A 16,912-nucleotide genomic window follows, 5' to 3' on the forward strand; every position below is an offset into this window, starting at 1 on the left:
GAAAGAAATTATAAACCGAATATTTGCAAACCAGTTATTTTGTTGAGAGCATGAAATACTGGATTTATTGCTTCCCGTACAACCTCCCTGGTTGAAAGCGGTAGAAGGTTTGGTTTAATTATTGATTTAGGCTGTTCCGCTTTATGGGACAGCCTAAATTGATTTTTGGAGTACTCCATCATTGTTATTTACTGACTTATTTTTATAAGCTTTGCTTATTGAAAATATAACTTCTCAGTTTCCATCGTTATTAGTATATGCTACGTATTTGTTTAGTCGAAGATGAAGAGAAGGTGGCTTCTTTTATAAGAAACGGCCTTGAGGAACATTATTATCTTGTTGATCATGCCAAAAATGCCAGCAGAGCGTTAGCAATGATGGGACAGCAATACTATGACTTGATGATATTGGATGTAATGCTGCCAGATACAAACGGTGTTGAGTTATGTACTCAAATACGTCAAACAAATCCTACGATTCCTATTTTAATGCTTACGGCTCTTGGAACGATAGGAGACAAGGTGAGTGGATTAAAATCGGGTGCCGATGACTACATGGTAAAACCATTTCATTTTGAGGAATTATTGGCCCGAATTGAGGCACTTATACGTCGTAGGGAGCAGGCTCCTGCAACAGCAAAATTCCTCGCTTTTGGTGATCTTAAGCTGGATACATGGGGTAAAACAGCAGAACGTGCCGGTAAAAAAATTCAACTTACAGCGAAGGAATATGATTTATTGGAACTGTTTCTTTCTCATCCACGAAAATTACTCTCCCGTCAGTTTATCGCTGAAAAAGTGTGGGGCATTGGTTTTGATACAGGTACTAATGTTATAGATGTGTATGTAAACTATCTTAGAAATAAGGTTGATAAGGATTTTGAAGCAAAACTGATTCATACTATTATTGGCATGGGATATATTCTTAAACAAGAATAATGAAAATAAAGAATCGCCTTTCTCTCTATTTTACCCTTATTAGTGCAAGTATTTTATTATTAGTGATGATTGTAGTGTACCTGGTGTTTGTATCATCATTACGCAACGATTTTTATCACCGTTTAAAAGACCGTTTACAAGTTGCCGCCAAATTATACCTGGAAGCAGATGAGCTTTCGAAAGACTCATTGGAGGAAGTTCGTACAAGTTATTTGGCGAAGCTCTCTGATGAGGTGATCCGGATCTATGACTTTAAAAATGCAGCTGCCTTTATCCCCGATCAACAACAATACTGGTCCAATAAAGTAATTAACAGGGTTAGATACGACGGTTCAATTAAATATTTTGAAAATAATAATCAGGTTGTAGGAATCTATTACAGAGATAATCAGGGTGATTTTGTGATACTTGGTTCTGCCAGAGATACTGGAAGTGAAATCCGCTTGCTTCAACTGCAAAAAATCATGCTCATTGTGTTCATTGTTAGTAATGTGTTTCTTTTTCTGATAGGAAGATGGTTGTCATACAGGATATTATCTCCGATCGATGGTTTGGTTGCTCAGATGCAAAAAATACGCGCTGATAATTTAGAGACTCGCGTGGTGGTTAACAATGAAGATGATGAGATCGGAATACTTGCAAAAAACTTTAATAGCTTACTCGAACATCTGGATAATGCATTTGAGTTGCAGCGAACATTTGTTGCCAATGCCTCTCATGAACTTCGAACGCCAATAACTACAATCATAGGGGAAGCAGAAGTTGGCTTAAAAAGAACCCGGGATGAAGAGGAATACCGTGCAATATTAAAATCAATAATTGCCGATGCCGACAAGCTGAAAGATACGATTACCGGCTTAATGGAGTTGGCACAGGTAGATATGGATTTTACCCGCGCAAAACTGACACCTATCCGAATCGACGATCTTTTGTGGGAACTACAAGATTACTGGGGCACTAAACTGAAGGCCCCACTGCTCAAGGTTAGCATTTCTAAATTGCCCAAAGATGAACGTTTCTTGATTATTAATGCCAACAAGTCTTTATTGGTTATCGCTTTTAACAACATTATTGGCAATGCTTTTAAGTTTTCAGAGAATAATCCAGTTGAGTGTGAGTTGTTTGCAGATGAAATTACTATGCAGATTAAGTTCATTGACCAGGGAATTGGAGTTGATGAAAATGATAGAAAGAAAGTACTGGAGCCTTTTTATCGTTCAAAAAATGCCGAAAAATACCCTGGAAGCGGAATTGGACTATACGTTACAAGGAAAATCATAGAATTATTTAAAGGAACTGTTTCTATATTGTCTGCCTCTGGCAAAGGATTAATCGTAAGCATAAGTTTTGTTCAGGATAAAAAACGCTAGGTAGACGACATATAAAATTCTAACCGCATTCTAATCTTTCTTTAATTTTACTCCAATATCTGCCGCATAGTTTTGCTCGAAATAAAATAAACTATGTTCGCCCAATCTTCAAGAAGGATGTTGATAATAGGAAGTGTATTTATGTTGCTTCCATTTGTTGTTCTTGCTCAAACGGATACGCTCAAAATTTCACATCAAAAGGCCGAGGAATTATTTCTTGCCCATAATCTTCAGTTAATTGCTCAGAGATATAATGTGGAGCAGGCTAAAGCTGAGGTAATCACAGCTAAACTTTTTGATAATCCACAGTTTACTTATGAGAATGTATTTTACAATCCTGATACCAAAAAGTATTTTCAAACCTCATCAGCAGATGGTCAGGGACAATACCAGGCTCAATTATCACAGCTTTTTAAACTTGCCGGCAAACGAAATAAAAGTATTCAATTAGCCACAACTGGCTTGAAAGTGGCCGAGTATGAGTTTGCTGATTTGGTGCGGACTCTTCGGTATACATTAAGAACCAATTATCACACCATCTATTACAAGCAGCAATCTGCTGCAATTTATGAAACCGAGCTGAACTCGCTGAAACAATTTCTTGGTGTTTATAAAGTTCAACTGCAAAAAGGAAATGTTGCAGAGAAAGAGTTACTCCGTATCCAGTCATTATTATATACGCTACAAGCTGAACAGGCGCAAGTACTGAATGAGTTGGAGGACGTGCAGACTGAGTTGCGCCAATTATTAGGTGTTGGAGTAACTACTGTGATTGTGCCCGATGATCAGGATGAAAAGTTTGCAACTGATATCGTAGTTACTAAAATTACATATGCCTCACTGTTGGATTCGGCATTGGTTAACAGACCCGATTTAAATGTAGCCAAAACCAATATTGATTATGCGAATATCAACTTGAAGCTGCAAAAGGCAATGGGAGTGCCTGATCTTACTATTTCGGCATCTTATGATCTTCAGGGAAGTTATATCAAAAATTACAATGGAGTTGGAGTGAGTCTCTCATTACCATTCTTTAATCGTAATCAAGGAGTTATAAAGCAAGCTCATTCTCGAATTGCTCAACGAAAAGCTGAAACTGAAGTTCTGGATAATCAGATCAAGAATGAATTGTCGGCCAGTTATCAGCGTGCATTACGTTTAGCAGCATTGCATAAGTCTGTTGATCCCACATTTAAAGAGAATTTTAAGGGCCTGATTGAACAAGTGAACTTAAATTTCCAGAAACGAAATATAGGCATGCTGGAGTTTCTTGATTTTTACGACTCCTATAAAGTCAATACCCTTCAACTCAATTCTTTGACAGAGGATCTACTCAATACCCTTGAAGAGCTTAATTATTTAACCGCAACTCCATTCTTTAACCGATAATAAATTTTGTTTATGCATTTGATTCGCAATTGCTTCCATCCTGTTCTTATTGGTTCAGGAATGATGATACTTCTTTTTGTTGGTTGTTCGAATGACCAACCCAAAGCAATAAAAGAGGAAAAGTTTATAGTGACCGATACATTGCTAAGCAGCTTGTTGATTGATACAGTAAAGTCATCCAACTCAACATCTGAAATAACCTTAACCGGTAAAATTGTGCCGGACGAGGATAAAATGGTAAAAATCTATCCAATGGTAAGTGGTTTGGTCCAGGATGTTCACGTTCACTCCGGCGATGTGGTGGGAAAAGGTCAATTGCTTGCTACCATGCGCAGTGCAGAGGTTGCCGGTTATGCTAAAGAAGCGATTAGTTCTGAAGCTGAATTAAAGACCTCCTTACGCGAAATGCAAGTAACAGAAGATTTATATAACAGTGGAATGGCTTCGCAACGTGATTTGGAAGTAGCTAAGGCTAACTACGAAAAAGCCAAAGCGGAGGACCGAAGATCAAAGGCCGTTTTGCATATCAATCCTTCTAAAGGAGATCTTAATTACATGGTTAAATCGCCAATATCTGGGTTTGTTATCGAGAAAAAGGTGACAAATAATATGCAGGTCCGCACGGATAATGCGGAAAATATGTTTGCCATTGCTGATTTGTCAAGTATGTGGGCCTTGGTAAATGTATATGAGTCTGATATTTCAAAAGTAAAAGCTGGCGATAATGTAAAAATAACAACCCTCTCTTACCCTGATAAAGTATTTTCCGGAAAGATCGATAAAGTATATAATACAATCGATCCGGAAAATAAAGTGGTTAAAGCGAGGGTCAAGATCAATAATCCCGATCTGATCCTAAAGCCGGAAATGTTTGCTAATGTAGAAATCAGTTCAGTAGGTGATGATACAATGCCTGTGATTGATACTCAATGTCTCATTTTCGATAATAATCAATATTATGTTTTAGTGATCGAGGGAAAAGAAAAAGTTAAAATTAAACCCGTTACAATTGCCCGAAAAACAGAAAATAAAGCCTATATCCGTTCAGGTGTTAAATCGGGCGACCACTTAATTGCCTCAAGGCAAGTATTTATTTATGAATCTCTTAAGTAATCCATCTTCAATTAATTCTCATGAATAAATTAATAAAAGCGATCCTGTCATTTGCTTTAAAAAACAAATACATGGTGTTCTTTATCACCTTGTTAATAGCGGCTGCAGGATATATCAGCTTTAAAAAGATTAGTATTGAAGCATTTCCGGATGTCACGAATACCTCTGTTACGATTATCACACAGTGGCCGGGGCGAAGTGCTGAAGAGGTAGAGAAATTCGTTACGCGGCCAATTGAGATAGCAATGAATCCAACTGAAAAGAAAACAAGTATTCGTTCTTCTTCATTATTTGGATTATCCATTGTAAAAGTAACCTTTGAGGATGATGTTGATTATGCCTTTGCTCGTTTTCAGGTAAATAATCATATCGCTGATGCTGATTTACCAGAAGGAATTCAACCAGGTATTCAGCCTCCTTATGGGCCGACCGGAGAAATCTATCGTTATACACTCACCAGTAATAAAAAATCAATACGTGAGCTAAAAACTATTCAGGACTGGGTGGTAGAGCGTGAACTATTGGCCGTTCCGGGTGTTGCCGACATAGTCAGTTTTGGCGGAGAGGTTAAAACCTTTCAAATTACCATTGATCCTTCAAGAGCCATGCAATACGGTGTTATGCCTTTAGAATTGTATGAAGCAGTTTCAAAAAGTAATATCAATGTTGGAGGTGATGTTATTGAGCAAAGTGGACAGGCTTATGTGGTTAGGGGCATCGGAATTCTTAATAATATTAATGAAATCAAGAATATCATCGTTGATAATATTAACGGAACACCAATCTATGTGCACAATATTGCAGAAGTTACCGAATCAAGTTTACCTCGATTAGGACAAGTGGGAAGAGATAATGACCCGGATGTGGTGGAGGGCATTATTGTGATGCGCAAGGGAGAAAACCCGAGTAACGTTATTAAAGCTGTAAAAGCGAAAATAACTGAGTTGAATAGTAATATCTTGCCGGATGATGTCAAAATAAAACCATTTTACGATCGTGAAACACTGGTTGATTTTGCTACTCATACCGTGCTTCATAACATGATCGAAGGGATCATTTTTGTGACTTGCATTGTCCTTTTATTCATGGCCGATTGGCGAACTACACTAATTGTTTCCGTTATCATTCCGCTTGCGTTGTTGTTTGCATTTATTTGTTTGAAGTTGAAAGGCATGTCGGCTAACCTACTTTCGATGGGGGCGATCGATTTCGGGATTATCATTGACGGAGCCGTCGTCATGGTTGAAGGAATATTTGTAGCGCTTGACCATAAGGCGAAAAAGGTAGGAATGGAAAAGTTTAATCTGCTTAGTAAGTCGGGCATCATTAAGCGAGCTTGTTTAGAAAACGGTAAAGGGATTTTCTTTGCAAAACTGATCATCATAACCGGTCTTCTTCCAATTTTTACATTTGAAAAAGTAGAGGGCAAAATGTTCTCTCCGCTGGCCTGGACTTTAGGGTTTGCATTGTTAGGTGCCTTGCTGCTTACGTTTACCTTGGTTCCTGCAATGGCTAATGTGTTGCTTCGAAAAGACGTAAGAGAACATCATAATCCAGTATTGGCATTTACCACCAGTAACTTTATGCGATTCTTTGATTGGTGTTTCCGTATGCGGAAAAAGATGTTGATTGTTTCTATGGTGGTATTAGTTGCTGGTGTTTTCTCCTTTAAATTCCTGGGAACGGAATTTTTACCTGAACTGAATGAAGGTTCTATTTATGTTCGTGCAACTGGTCCGTTGAGTACCTCTCTTGATGAATCAGTAAAGCTTTCGAATGAGATGCGGAAAATATTTATGGGGTTTGATGAAGTGAAACAAGTGCTTTCGCAAACAGGCCGGCCGAATGATGGTACTGATGCTACTGGTTTCTATAATATTGAGTTTCATGTAGATATATATCCACAGAAAGAGTGGAAACGCAAGCAAACAAAGGAGCAGTTGATAGAACGAATGCAGGATCGCTTGAAAGGGTTCCCTGGTATCAACCTGAACTTTTCTCAGCCTATTATGGATAATGTTGAAGAGGCTGTTTCAGGTGTTAAGGGTTCTATCGTTGTTAAGCTTTTTGGTGATGACTTTAATTATATCGAACAGGAAGAAGAAAAAATGCTCTCCATTTTAAAAACCGTTGAAGGGATCGAAGACTTGGGAATCCTTCGGAATTTAGGGCAGCCGGAACTGCAAATCCGGCTTAATCAGCAAAAAATGGCACTCTATGGAGTAACTGCAGCTGATGCAAATGCAGTGGTGGAAATGGCCATCGGAGGGAAAGCAGCTTCCAAGATCTACGAAGGTGAGCGCAAGTTTGATTTGCGCATACGTTATCCCGAAGATTATCGGAATAATGATGCAGAAATTGCAGCACTAAGGGTTCCGACTTTAAAAGGCACTAAAGTTCCATTGGGTGAAATCGCTGAAATTAAGAAAATAATTGGTCCAAGTATGATTTACCGCGATAAGCATAAACGATATGGTGCTATCAAATTTTCGATCAGAGGAAGAGATATGGGAAGTACAATTGCTGAAGCCCAACAAAAAGTGAATGCTGCCATCAAATTGCCAAAGGATTACAAACTCGAATGGGCAGGTGATTTCGAAAACCAACAGCGTGCTACCAACCAATTGTCGACAGCGGTGCCGATTAGTTTGCTGGTTATTTTCTTTATTCTTTTTGTTCTTTTCGGAAATGTAAAAGACTCTTTGCTAGTATTGAATAATGTGCCATTTGCCATTATGGGTGGAATTTTAGCCTTATTGATCACTGGCATTAATTTTAATATCTCAGCAGGTATTGGATTTATTGCCTTGTTCGGTATTTGTGTGCAAAATGGTGTAATTCTGATCACTAAATTCAAGCACAATATTGTTGAACTTAAGCACCATCCAACCTGGACGTTCGCTGATGCACTTCGCGAAGGAGTGGAGACGCGGATGCGTCCGGTTATCATGACCGCTTTAATGGCCGCTATTGGATTATTACCTGCCGCTATGTGTACAGGCATTGGCTCCGAAGCCTCTAAACCTTTGGCAATTGTGGTTATCGGAGGCTTAATTACCAATACAATATTCAACCTTTTTGTATTCCCAATCGTGTTTTATATCAGTTATCGAAAAAAGGTACAAAAGAGCTTACATGTAGGTTGATACATGTTAGAAGTCTTTTTGGATGAGCGGCCGGATTAAGTTTCGGTCGCTTTTATTGTTACGTTTATTTGAGGTATTGAAGAGTAAAGTGTCTTTTTATTTGTTTAATCTTGTGGTGCAATTATTCGATACTTATAAAAAGAACATCTGTTTGACTATGAGATTTTTACTCTTTCTTATTGCATTCCTGTTTAATGCAACTCTTCTCTTGGCACAATCAACATTATACAATTGGCAAAAAAATGGTCTTCGACTTCGTGATCAGCCTTCGGCAAGTGGCAGGATCATTACGAAAATTCCGTATGGAGCTCGGCTGGAAGTACTTGAGGTGATTAAAGACAAGCCGTTTTCTGCTAAATTATTCTCCACTAAACGGGTGTGTGAACAAGAAGAGGGCGTGGAGATTAAAAATCATGAACTAAATGGAAATTGGATCAAGGTAAAATATAATGACTCGATTGCTTATGTAGCTAACGTTTATTTATCTCCTCTTAAAACTATACCATTACAAGCTAAGGACGATGGTGCTGTTATGTACGACAATGAGAAAATGCAGCGGATTTTATTTTCTTATTTTGGAATGCCACTAAAAAGATCAAAAAAGAATACAGCAAAGGAAAAGGGAGAAGAGGCCTATATAGAAAACTTCGCTTTTGTAAATAATGTTACCGTAAAACACGAATTACAATACCTGGAAGAAGGAGCTGGAGGAGAGGTTTACGAAATCAGTATTTCTAAAAGAAACGTGATGGATGTGTTATGGCTGGCATTTGTATTGGCACAAAACGGTGAAGTTGATGAGGCGAATTATTGTTACGTTGAAACAGATACGAATGTATTGAAGCTGGATCATTATGGTGAGGGGCAGTCGAATACGATTGAAATAAAGCAAGAAAAGGACAAAGTAATCCTTTCGCTGAGTTTTGGAGGATGTTAATAGATCGTCAATAATAGCTAATAATGGGAATTAGGTTAAGTACAATAAAAGAGGTAAAAGAAAAGTATGCCTTCTTAAAAGAGTGAGAGGGGCTTTAGCTAGAATGATTGGCGGGATGAGGATTATTTTATAGTCGCCGGTGGAAAAGTATAAAAGCAAACTGAGCAGGCTCAATCTAATATAGATTATTTCTGTCGGGAAATTAGTATAATGAGGGCTAATGAGTATATTTGGCCCGAAAGTTTTAAAATTGAACTGAATCAGGTATACAAACGATATTTCGGCCAACCGGAATATCATTTTTTTGGTAGCTGAATTAAGGAATAGGAGTGGTTAACAAAACGTATCACTCGTGCAATCACACGCGAATGCCAACATTAGACGAAATTAAAAGACCTATAGCTGCTGAAATTGATTTGTTTGAAGAGAAATTCAAAAAATCAATGCAAAGTTCGGTGCCTCTGCTTGATCGCATTACCCATTACATTTATAAAAGTAAAGGCAAGCAGATGAGGCCTATGTTCGTATTTTTTGCGGCAAAGGTTTGCGGAGGGATCACAGAAGCCACACATCGTGGTGCTGCATTAGTAGAGCTTTTACATACCGCTACATTGGTTCATGATGATGTGGTGGATGACTCGCATGAGCGTAGAGGCTTTTTTTCCATCAATGCACTTTGGAAAAATAAGATTGCTGTTTTAGTAGGCGATTTCCTGCTTTCAAAAGGTCTGTTACTTTCTGTTGAACATAAAGACTATAATCTACTCGAAATCGTTTCTAATGCAGTACGTGAAATGAGCGAAGGAGAGCTATTGCAAGCAGAGAAGGCTCGTAAGATGGATATTGAAGAGGAACTTTACTTTGAAGTGATCCGTCAGAAAACAGCGTCCTTAATTGCTTCGTGCTGTGCTTGTGGTGCTGCATCGGCAAATGCATCGGTAGAAGATATTGAAAGGATGCGTGTTTTTGGTGAAAAGATCGGAATTGCTTTTCAGATAAAAGACGATCTTTTTGATTTTGGTCACGATGATGTAGGAAAACCTCGTGGTATTGATATCAAGGAGAAGAAAGTGACTCTTCCTTTGATTTATGCATTAAAAACTTGTGACCGTACACAGAAGAGATATATCATCAATCTGGTGAAAAATCATAATGAAGATGCTGTAAAGGTTCAGGAAATCATTGAGTTTGTAAATAAAACCGGTGGTTTGGAACTTGCAGAACAAACCATGTTCAAATATCAGGAAGAGGCTTTTGAAATTTTAAGGACATTCCCTGATACCGAACAACGCCGATCATTAGAGCAATTGGTTCGTTTTACAACGGAAAGAAAAAAATAGGATGGTGAAAACGGGTAATTGATAATTACCCATTCATCAGACAGTCAGTTTGCTTATTCATACTTTTAATAATAATAAAATGTCGAACGAAGTTATTTATTTCGGAAGTTTTCTTGTGTTCATTGCTGCGATGTTAAGCCTCGATTTAGGGGTGTTTAACAAAAAAGACCATGTTGTAAGCTTAAAGGAAGCACTAATAATGAGCATTATTTGGGTTTCGCTGGCGCTTGGATTCTATGCGGTAATTTATTTTAAAGGTGATTTACTTCATGGAATTACTGATATGGCTCGTTTACAGGAAGTCGTATTAGCTCATAAGCATAATATAAAACTGATACCTGATAATTTTGAGGCGAGCTTAGAAATTTATCGTCATAATCTTTCTTTAGAATTTATCACCGGTTATGTTGTTGAATATGCGCTATCAGTTGATAATATCTTCGTAATTGTATTGGTGTTTACGGCTTTCGGTGTTGAGAAGATTTATTATCACAGAGTATTGTTCTGGGGTATATTAGGAGCCGTTATTATGCGTTTCCTGTTCATCTTTATCGGTGCCACATTGATCACTAAATTCGGATGGATTCTTTACGTATTCGGCGGATTCCTTGTTTATACAGGGGTAATGATGTTCATCAATCGCGACCACGATGAAGAAATTGACCCTCAAAATCACAAAGTAGTACGTTGGGCTCAGCACGTTTTCTCTGTATGGCCACATTATGAAGGCAATAAGTTCTTTGTAAAAAGAGATGCAAAAACTTTGGTTACGCCACTATTCATTGTTTTATTAGTTATTGAGTTTACCGACCTGATCTTCGCAGTCGATTCAATTCCTGCAATTTTCGCTGTAACTAAAGATCCGTATATCGTATTCTTCTCAAATATCTTCGCGATTTTAGGTTTACGTTCTATGTTCTTCTTGTTGGTAAACATTATTCATAAGTTCCACTATCTTAAGGTTGGCTTATCAGTATTATTAGTCTTTATCGGGGTGAAAATGCTTGCGCACAGTTACCTTGAAAAAATAGGTTTCCAAACTTCTCACTCACTGATCATTATCCTTTTGATACTAACGGTAAGTGTTGTAGCGTCGCTAATGTTTCCAAAAAGACATGATGTTGAAAAAAAATAATAACTATTAAAATGATAGTTTAAATAATTTAAAGCCCGATTTTCATCGGGCTTTTCTTGTTTTTTGCCCTTTCTGATAGCTGTAGGGCCATCCATTGTATACAGGATCAGTTTAAAATCCGCTATATTTGGATATAAACAACACAAAATTTTATGTCAGTAACAGTAACCGGATTGTCATCCACAGCATTAATGGAGTTAGAGAATAAGTATGGAGCGCATAATTATCACCCATTACCCGTTGTGCTTGATAAGGGTGAAGGTGTATATGTTTGGGATGTTGAAGGTAAACGTTACTTCGATTTTCTTTCAGCTTATTCTGCCGTAAATCAAGGTCATTGTCACCCTAAAATTATAAACACACTTGTAGAGCAGGCACAAAAGTTAACACTTACATCACGAGCTTTCTATAATAGTACATTAGGTGAATATGAAAAATTTGTAACCGGTTATTTTGGTTTCGATAAAGTTTTACCAATGAACACGGGGGCAGAAGCCGTTGAAACTGCAATTAAGATTTGTCGCAAGTGGGCATACGAGAAAAAGGGTTTGCCTACAGATTCTGCCCAAATCATAGTTTGTGAACAGAACTTCCATGGTCGCACAACCACAATTGTTTCCTTTTCGAGCGATAGTGGTGCAAGCAAAAACTTTGGTCCTTTCCCTTCTGGATTTATCCGTATTCCTTATAATGATTTAGAGGAATTAGCAAAAGCTTTGGAGAAACCTAACGTTGCAGGTTTCTTAGTAGAGCCAATTCAGGGTGAAGCAGGAGTTTTTGTTCCGGATGAAGGCTATCTGGCAAAAGCCAAGGAATTGTGTAAGAAAAAAAATGTATTATTCATTGCAGATGAGGTACAAACCGGGATTGCTCGCACAGGTAAATTGCTGGCTTGTGATCATGAAAATGTTAAACCGGATATGCTGATTCTTGGTAAAGCCATTTCAGGGGGAGTACTACCTGTTTCGGCAGTTTTATGTAATGACGATATTATGAATGTGATTACGCCAGGAACTCATGGTTCCACCTTTGGAGGTAATCCATTGGCTAATAAAGTGGCGATGGCTGCATTAGAAGTTGTAAGTGATGAGCAATTAGCAGAAAATGCGGAGTGTTTAGGAAAGATTTTCCGTGCTGAAATTCAAAAGCTGGTTGATGAATCTGATTTATTGGTATTGGTAAGAGGAAAAGGCTTGTTAAATGCCATTGTTGTAAACGATACAGAAGATAGTAGTACCGCATGGGATATTTGTATGCAGTTAAAGGAAAACGGTTTATTGGCTAAGCCAACCCATGGAAACATTATTCGTTTTGCACCGCCTTTAGTGATGAATGAAGAACAATTACACGAATGTATCGCGATTATAAGAAAGACCGTATTGGCCTTTAAAAAATAAAATTCCTAAGAAATGATTAGTGCGGCAATTCAATTTTGAGTTGCCGTTTTTTGTAAATAAGAACTCTATAGCTGAGCCAAATGAAAAAACTCGGATTAATAGGTGGCATCAGTTGGGTGTCGACCTCAGATTATTACAAATTAATCAATGAAGGTGTAAATGCTAAGTTAGGCGGTTTAAATTTTGCTGAATGTATCATCTACTCATTTAACTATGCAGATATAAAAAAGAATAATGATAACGATGATTGGGATGCAACGTTAAACATGATTCTAAAAGCAGCTGAATGTTTGAAGTTGAGCGGAGCTGAAGCAATTATTCTCTGCGCTAATACAATGCACTTGATAGCTGATAAGCTACAACTGCAAATTGATATACCAATTATTCATATTGCTGAAGTTACTGCAAGAGAAATAAAAAAGGATGAAATAAAGAAAATAGGATTGCTTGGGACGAAGTTTACGATGGAGAGGGATTTCTTCAGAAATAAGCTTTCTGATCAAGGTATTAAATCTGTAATACCAGCAGCAGCTGACAGAGACTTTATTCAGGAAACGATCTATTATGAATTGGGGAAAGGTATTATAAAGGAAGAAACCAAACAGCGTTATATTTCCATTATTAATAATTTGATAAAACAAGGTGCAGAGGGCATCATTTTAGGTTGTACTGAAATACCATTGATCATTAAACAGAACGATGTTTCTGTAAAAGTATTTGATACTACTTTAATTCATTCGGCTGCTGCTGTAGAGTTTATACTTTCTTATTAAGTTTTTATCTTGAGCAATAGTTAAAAAATGAAGAGGGTTGTAAATGAAATTTGATACCTCTTTGCTCAAATAGTTGTTGCGGCAGGAGTGCAACGAGTAATATTATGGGAAAGGGTAAAAAGATTTTTGAGATTTAGATAGATGAAATATCATAACAAGAAAGTACTTATAACGGGAGCTTCCTCTGGGATTGGCGAAGCAATCGCCTATGCATTTGCTAAAGAAGGTGCATTTTTAATTCTGGCCGCTAGAAATATTGAAGAATTGGAGCGTGTGAAATGCAATTGCATTGGTGCAGAACATGTGGTTACTACTTTCTTGGATATCAGTGATCATGATAAAGTGTTTACAAAGATGGAGTTGCTCATTAATGAATTTGGCCCCATTGATGTGTTGGTAAATAATGCGGGAATTAGTCAGCGTTCATTGGCTATTAATACATACTTTGAGGTAGAGAAGCAAATGATTGATGTAAACCTGTTGGGAACAATTGCCGTTACAAAAGGTCTTTTGCCAACAATGATAACACACGGCAAAGCTGAAATTGTAGTTATTTCCAGTATTATGGGCAAATTGGGCGGACCATTACGATCTGCTTACGCAGCCTCTAAGCATGGGCTTCATGGTTTCTTTGATACACTACGTGCCGAACACTATAAAGATGGGTTAAAAGTTCTGATTGTTTGCCCCGGATACATTAAAACTAATATTAGTATAAATGCATTAACTGGCACCGGAAAACCTCAGGCAACAATGGATGAAGCAACCGGAAAAGGTTATTCTCCTGAATATATAGCCAATAAGATATTAAAAGCGCTTAAGCAAAACAGGGAGGAGATTGTGGTGGCAAAAGGAAGGGAAAGAATGGGTGTTGTGTTAAAACGTTTCTTCCCAGGCTTATTGAGTTGGATAATCAGAAAGGCTAAAACTGTGTAATTTTTTGGCAAGCAGTTATTGTCTGATGTGCAATGTACTTACAGATCCTTCGTTCCTCAGGATGACAAGTTTATGGTCTGACAGCAGAATAAATTAAACTTAGCGACTTCGTGTCTTAGCGGTTCAATTTATACAGCCTGTTCAAGCATTAAGCCCAGCAACTCCTCAAGATATTTACGATCATTTGCCAGCCGCGGAACCTTATGTTGTCCGCCTAGTTTGCCTTTGTTCTTCATCCAGTTATAAAAAGTTCCTTCTGGTGCCACATGTAATAGAGGACGACGAAGCGCCATGTCTTTATAACGTTTGGCCTCATAGTCTGAGTTTTGTTTTTTCAGATTTTCATCCAATAAATCAAGGAAATGTTCTATGTTTTCTGGTCGTCGTTCAAACTCGATGATCCACTCGTGTCCACCGTTCTCTCCATCTGTAAAATAAACAGGACCGGCAGTGTAATCCTTGATAATGGAATTAGTGGCCTTGGTGGCAGCTGTTAAAGCTTGCTCTGCATTCTCAATAATTAATTCTTCACCAAAGGCATTTATAAAATGGCGGGTACGTCCGGTAATTTGAATCCTAAAAGGATTCAAACTTGTGAATTTAATCGTGTCACCAATCATGTATCGCCATAAACCACCATTGGTAGAGATGATGATAGCATAGTTTTTATTGAGCTCTACCTCACTTAAATCTAATGTTTTTGCATAAGGATCACCGTAGTTTTCCATTGGCAAAAACTCATAATAAATTCCATAGTCGAGCATTAATAGCATTTCAGTGCTATTGCTCTGATCCTGTATTCCAAAGAAACCTTCTGAAGCATTATAGGTCTCAAGGTAATACATGTCGTCAGACGGGATTAATTTTCTAAACTGTTCACGGTAAGGTGTAAAGTTTACAGCGCCATGCACATATAACTCAAGATTAGGCCATACCTCAAGTAGGTTACTTTTGCCGGTAAGTTCAAGAATGCGTTTGGCAAGAATTACCGTCCAGGTTGGAACACCAGTTATACTGGTAACATTCTCATTCATGGTGGCATGAGCCATTTTTTCAATCTTGGCTTCCCATTCATCCATTAATGCAATGGATAAATCCGGAGTACGGTAGAATTCGGCCCAGATTGGTAAATTCTGAATTAAAACAGCAGAAAGATCTCCGTAGCAAGACTCATCATTTAGCTGGTTAACCTGGTGACTTCCGCCCATAACCAAACCTTTTCCGGTAAACATTTGTGTTTCAGGACGATTATTGCAGTAAATGGCCAACATATCTTTGCCACCTTTAAAGTGGCACTCTTCCAATGATTCTTCACTTACCGGAATGAATTTACTTTTATCACTGGTTGTACCTGATGATTTCGCGAACCAGGTAATATTGCTTGACCATAATATATTCTTTTCCCCCTTCATCATCCGCTCAATATAGGGTTTCAATGAGTCGTAATTTTGAATAGGGAAGCGTTGTTTAAAGTCGGATGGGCTGTCGATAGATCTAAAATCATGTTTCAACCCCCATTCAGTATTGCGAGCGGTATTCACTAAGTCGGAAAGCCACTCTTGCTGAACTTCAAGCGGGTATTTCATGAAAAGCTCAATTTGATGAATTCGCTTTTTCATGATCCAGGAAACAATATTGTTGATTATCGACATGCTTTTGATGTTTAAATCCCTTTAAATTACAAAACTTTAGGGCGTAATACGAAATTCCTGCCAAGATATACACGACGAACCTGTTCGTCTGCAGCAAGATCCTCGGCTGTTCCCGACTTTAATATCGATCCTTCAAACAATAAATAAGCTCTGTCGGTAATCGATAACGTTTCCTGAACGTTGTGGTCGGTAATAAGAATTCCGATGTTCTTGGTCTTAAGTTTTGCTACAATTGTTTGAATTTCTTCCACCGCAATAGGGTCAACGCCAGCAAATGGCTCATCTAAAAGAATAAACTTAGGGTCAACTGCGAGACAACGGGCAATTTCTGTACGACGGCGTTCTCCTCCTGAGAGTAAATCTCCGCGATTCTTTCGCACTTTGTTTAAACTGAATTCAGTCAATAAAGCCTCCAGTTTTTCATGACGTTGCTCCTTGTTTAAACCAGTCATTTCAAGTATTGCCATAATGTTATCTTCAACAGTAAGCTTACGAAAAACAGAAGCTTCCTGTGCCAGATAACCGATACCCTTTTGAGCACGTTTGTACATTGCATCGTAAGTTATCTCTTGATCATCAAGAAAAACATGACCATCATTAGGTTTTATTAAACCAGTAATCATGTAAAAAGAAGTGGTTTTGCCCGCACCGTTAGGGCCAAGTAGTCCTACAATTTCTCCTTGTTTTACATTAAACGATACATGGTTTACCACTGTGCGTTTTTTGTAGGTTTTTACCAGATTTTCAGCGCGTAGCTCAAGCTTTGATTCGTTTATATCCACTGGT

At 38.0% G+C, this 16,912-nt stretch carries 13 protein-coding genes; 11 read left to right on the top strand and 2 right to left on the bottom strand.

Annotation, left to right across the window (positions count from 1 at the left end; all coding sequences use genetic code 11):
- The first annotated feature begins 257 nt into the window (after positions 1–257).
- From SOLCA_RS21520 to SOLCA_RS21570, 11 genes are all read left to right on the top strand, one after another.
- The gene (locus tag SOLCA_RS21520; RefSeq protein WP_014682604.1) at positions 258–938 is read left to right on the top strand and encodes a response regulator transcription factor; all 681 of its coding nucleotides are present in this window, start codon (positions 258–260) and stop codon (positions 936–938) included.
- Complete coding sequence (locus SOLCA_RS21525; RefSeq protein WP_014682605.1) at positions 938–2,308, top strand: sensor histidine kinase; 1,371 nt, start codon at positions 938–940, stop codon at positions 2,306–2,308. Before SOLCA_RS21520 ends, SOLCA_RS21525 begins: the two co-directional genes overlap by 1 nt.
- Positions 2,309–2,425: 117 nt before the next feature.
- On the top strand, positions 2,426–3,697 hold the full coding sequence (locus tag SOLCA_RS21530; protein ID WP_042481878.1) for a TolC family protein: 1,272 nt from the start codon (positions 2,426–2,428) through the stop codon (positions 3,695–3,697).
- 12 nt (positions 3,698–3,709) lie between these two features.
- The gene (locus SOLCA_RS21535) at positions 3,710–4,810 is read left to right on the top strand and encodes an efflux RND transporter periplasmic adaptor subunit (RefSeq protein WP_014682607.1); all 1,101 of its coding nucleotides are present in this window, start codon (positions 3,710–3,712) and stop codon (positions 4,808–4,810) included.
- A 20-nt stretch (positions 4,811–4,830) separates the two neighbouring features.
- Positions 4,831–7,956, top strand: coding sequence for an efflux RND transporter permease subunit (locus tag SOLCA_RS21540; RefSeq protein WP_014682608.1), 3,126 nt, complete (start codon positions 4,831–4,833; stop codon positions 7,954–7,956).
- A 157-nt stretch (positions 7,957–8,113) separates the two neighbouring features.
- Positions 8,114–8,893 carry an SH3 domain-containing protein gene (locus tag SOLCA_RS21545; RefSeq protein WP_157604628.1) on the top strand — a complete coding sequence of 260 codons (780 nt, stop codon included), beginning with the start codon at positions 8,114–8,116 and terminating at the stop codon, positions 8,891–8,893.
- 368 nt (positions 8,894–9,261) lie between these two features.
- Positions 9,262–10,233, top strand: a complete 972-nt coding sequence (locus SOLCA_RS21550) for a polyprenyl synthetase family protein (RefSeq protein WP_014682610.1) — start codon at positions 9,262–9,264, stop codon at positions 10,231–10,233.
- A gap of 79 nt (positions 10,234–10,312) precedes the next feature.
- A complete protein-coding gene (locus tag SOLCA_RS21555) occupies positions 10,313–11,368 on the top strand; it encodes a TerC family protein (protein WP_014682611.1) in 1,056 nt (351 codons plus the stop codon).
- Between the two features lie 152 nt (positions 11,369–11,520).
- Entirely contained in the window at positions 11,521–12,765 is a 1,245-nt protein-coding gene (gene rocD / locus SOLCA_RS21560) for an ornithine--oxo-acid transaminase (protein WP_014682613.1), read from the top strand.
- A gap of 80 nt (positions 12,766–12,845) precedes the next feature.
- Positions 12,846–13,538, top strand: coding sequence for an aspartate/glutamate racemase family protein (locus SOLCA_RS21565; RefSeq protein ID WP_014682614.1), 693 nt, complete (start codon positions 12,846–12,848; stop codon positions 13,536–13,538).
- 141 nt (positions 13,539–13,679) lie between these two features.
- Positions 13,680–14,474, top strand: a complete 795-nt coding sequence (locus SOLCA_RS21570) for an SDR family oxidoreductase (RefSeq protein ID WP_014682615.1) — start codon at positions 13,680–13,682, stop codon at positions 14,472–14,474.
- Positions 14,475–14,602: 128 nt separating this feature from the next.
- On the opposite strand, the gene SOLCA_RS21575 is transcribed toward SOLCA_RS21570, so the two are convergent.
- Positions 14,603–16,126 carry a GH3 auxin-responsive promoter family protein gene (locus SOLCA_RS21575; RefSeq protein ID WP_014682616.1) on the bottom strand — a complete coding sequence of 508 codons (1,524 nt, stop codon included), beginning with the start codon at positions 16,124–16,126 and terminating at the stop codon, positions 14,603–14,605.
- A gap of 26 nt (positions 16,127–16,152) precedes the next feature.
- The gene (gene lptB, locus SOLCA_RS21580) at positions 16,153–16,908 is read right to left on the bottom strand and encodes an LPS export ABC transporter ATP-binding protein (protein ID WP_014682617.1); all 756 of its coding nucleotides are present in this window, start codon (positions 16,906–16,908) and stop codon (positions 16,153–16,155) included.
- Positions 16,909–16,912: the final 4 nt, after the last annotated feature.

Origin of the sequence: Solitalea canadensis DSM 3403 (assembly GCF_000242635.2) — a bacterium.
GTDB lineage: Bacteria > Bacteroidota > Bacteroidia > Sphingobacteriales > Sphingobacteriaceae > Solitalea > Solitalea canadensis.

Coding starts and splice junctions, on each gene's coding strand:
- SOLCA_RS21520 (WP_014682604.1), top strand. CDS start 258: ATGCTACGTATTTGTTTAGTCGAAGATGAAGAGAAGGTGGCTTCTTTT.
- SOLCA_RS21525 (WP_014682605.1), top strand. CDS start 938: ATGAAAATAAAGAATCGCCTTTCTCTCTATTTTACCCTTATTAGTGCA.
- SOLCA_RS21530 (WP_042481878.1), top strand. CDS start 2,426: ATGTTGATAATAGGAAGTGTATTTATGTTGCTTCCATTTGTTGTTCTT.
- SOLCA_RS21570 (WP_014682615.1), top strand. CDS start 13,680: ATGAAATATCATAACAAGAAAGTACTTATAACGGGAGCTTCCTCTGGG.
- SOLCA_RS21555 (WP_014682611.1), top strand. CDS start 10,313: ATGTCGAACGAAGTTATTTATTTCGGAAGTTTTCTTGTGTTCATTGCT.
- SOLCA_RS21565 (WP_014682614.1), top strand. CDS start 12,846: ATGAAAAAACTCGGATTAATAGGTGGCATCAGTTGGGTGTCGACCTCA.
- SOLCA_RS21535 (WP_014682607.1), top strand. CDS start 3,710: ATGCATTTGATTCGCAATTGCTTCCATCCTGTTCTTATTGGTTCAGGA.
- SOLCA_RS21550 (WP_014682610.1), top strand. CDS start 9,262: ATGCCAACATTAGACGAAATTAAAAGACCTATAGCTGCTGAAATTGAT.
- SOLCA_RS21540 (WP_014682608.1), top strand. CDS start 4,831: ATGAATAAATTAATAAAAGCGATCCTGTCATTTGCTTTAAAAAACAAA.
- SOLCA_RS21545 (WP_157604628.1), top strand. CDS start 8,114: ATGAGATTTTTACTCTTTCTTATTGCATTCCTGTTTAATGCAACTCTT.
- rocD (WP_014682613.1), top strand. CDS start 11,521: ATGTCAGTAACAGTAACCGGATTGTCATCCACAGCATTAATGGAGTTA.
- SOLCA_RS21575 (WP_014682616.1), bottom strand. CDS start 16,126: ATGTCGATAATCAACAATATTGTTTCCTGGATCATGAAAAAGCGAATT.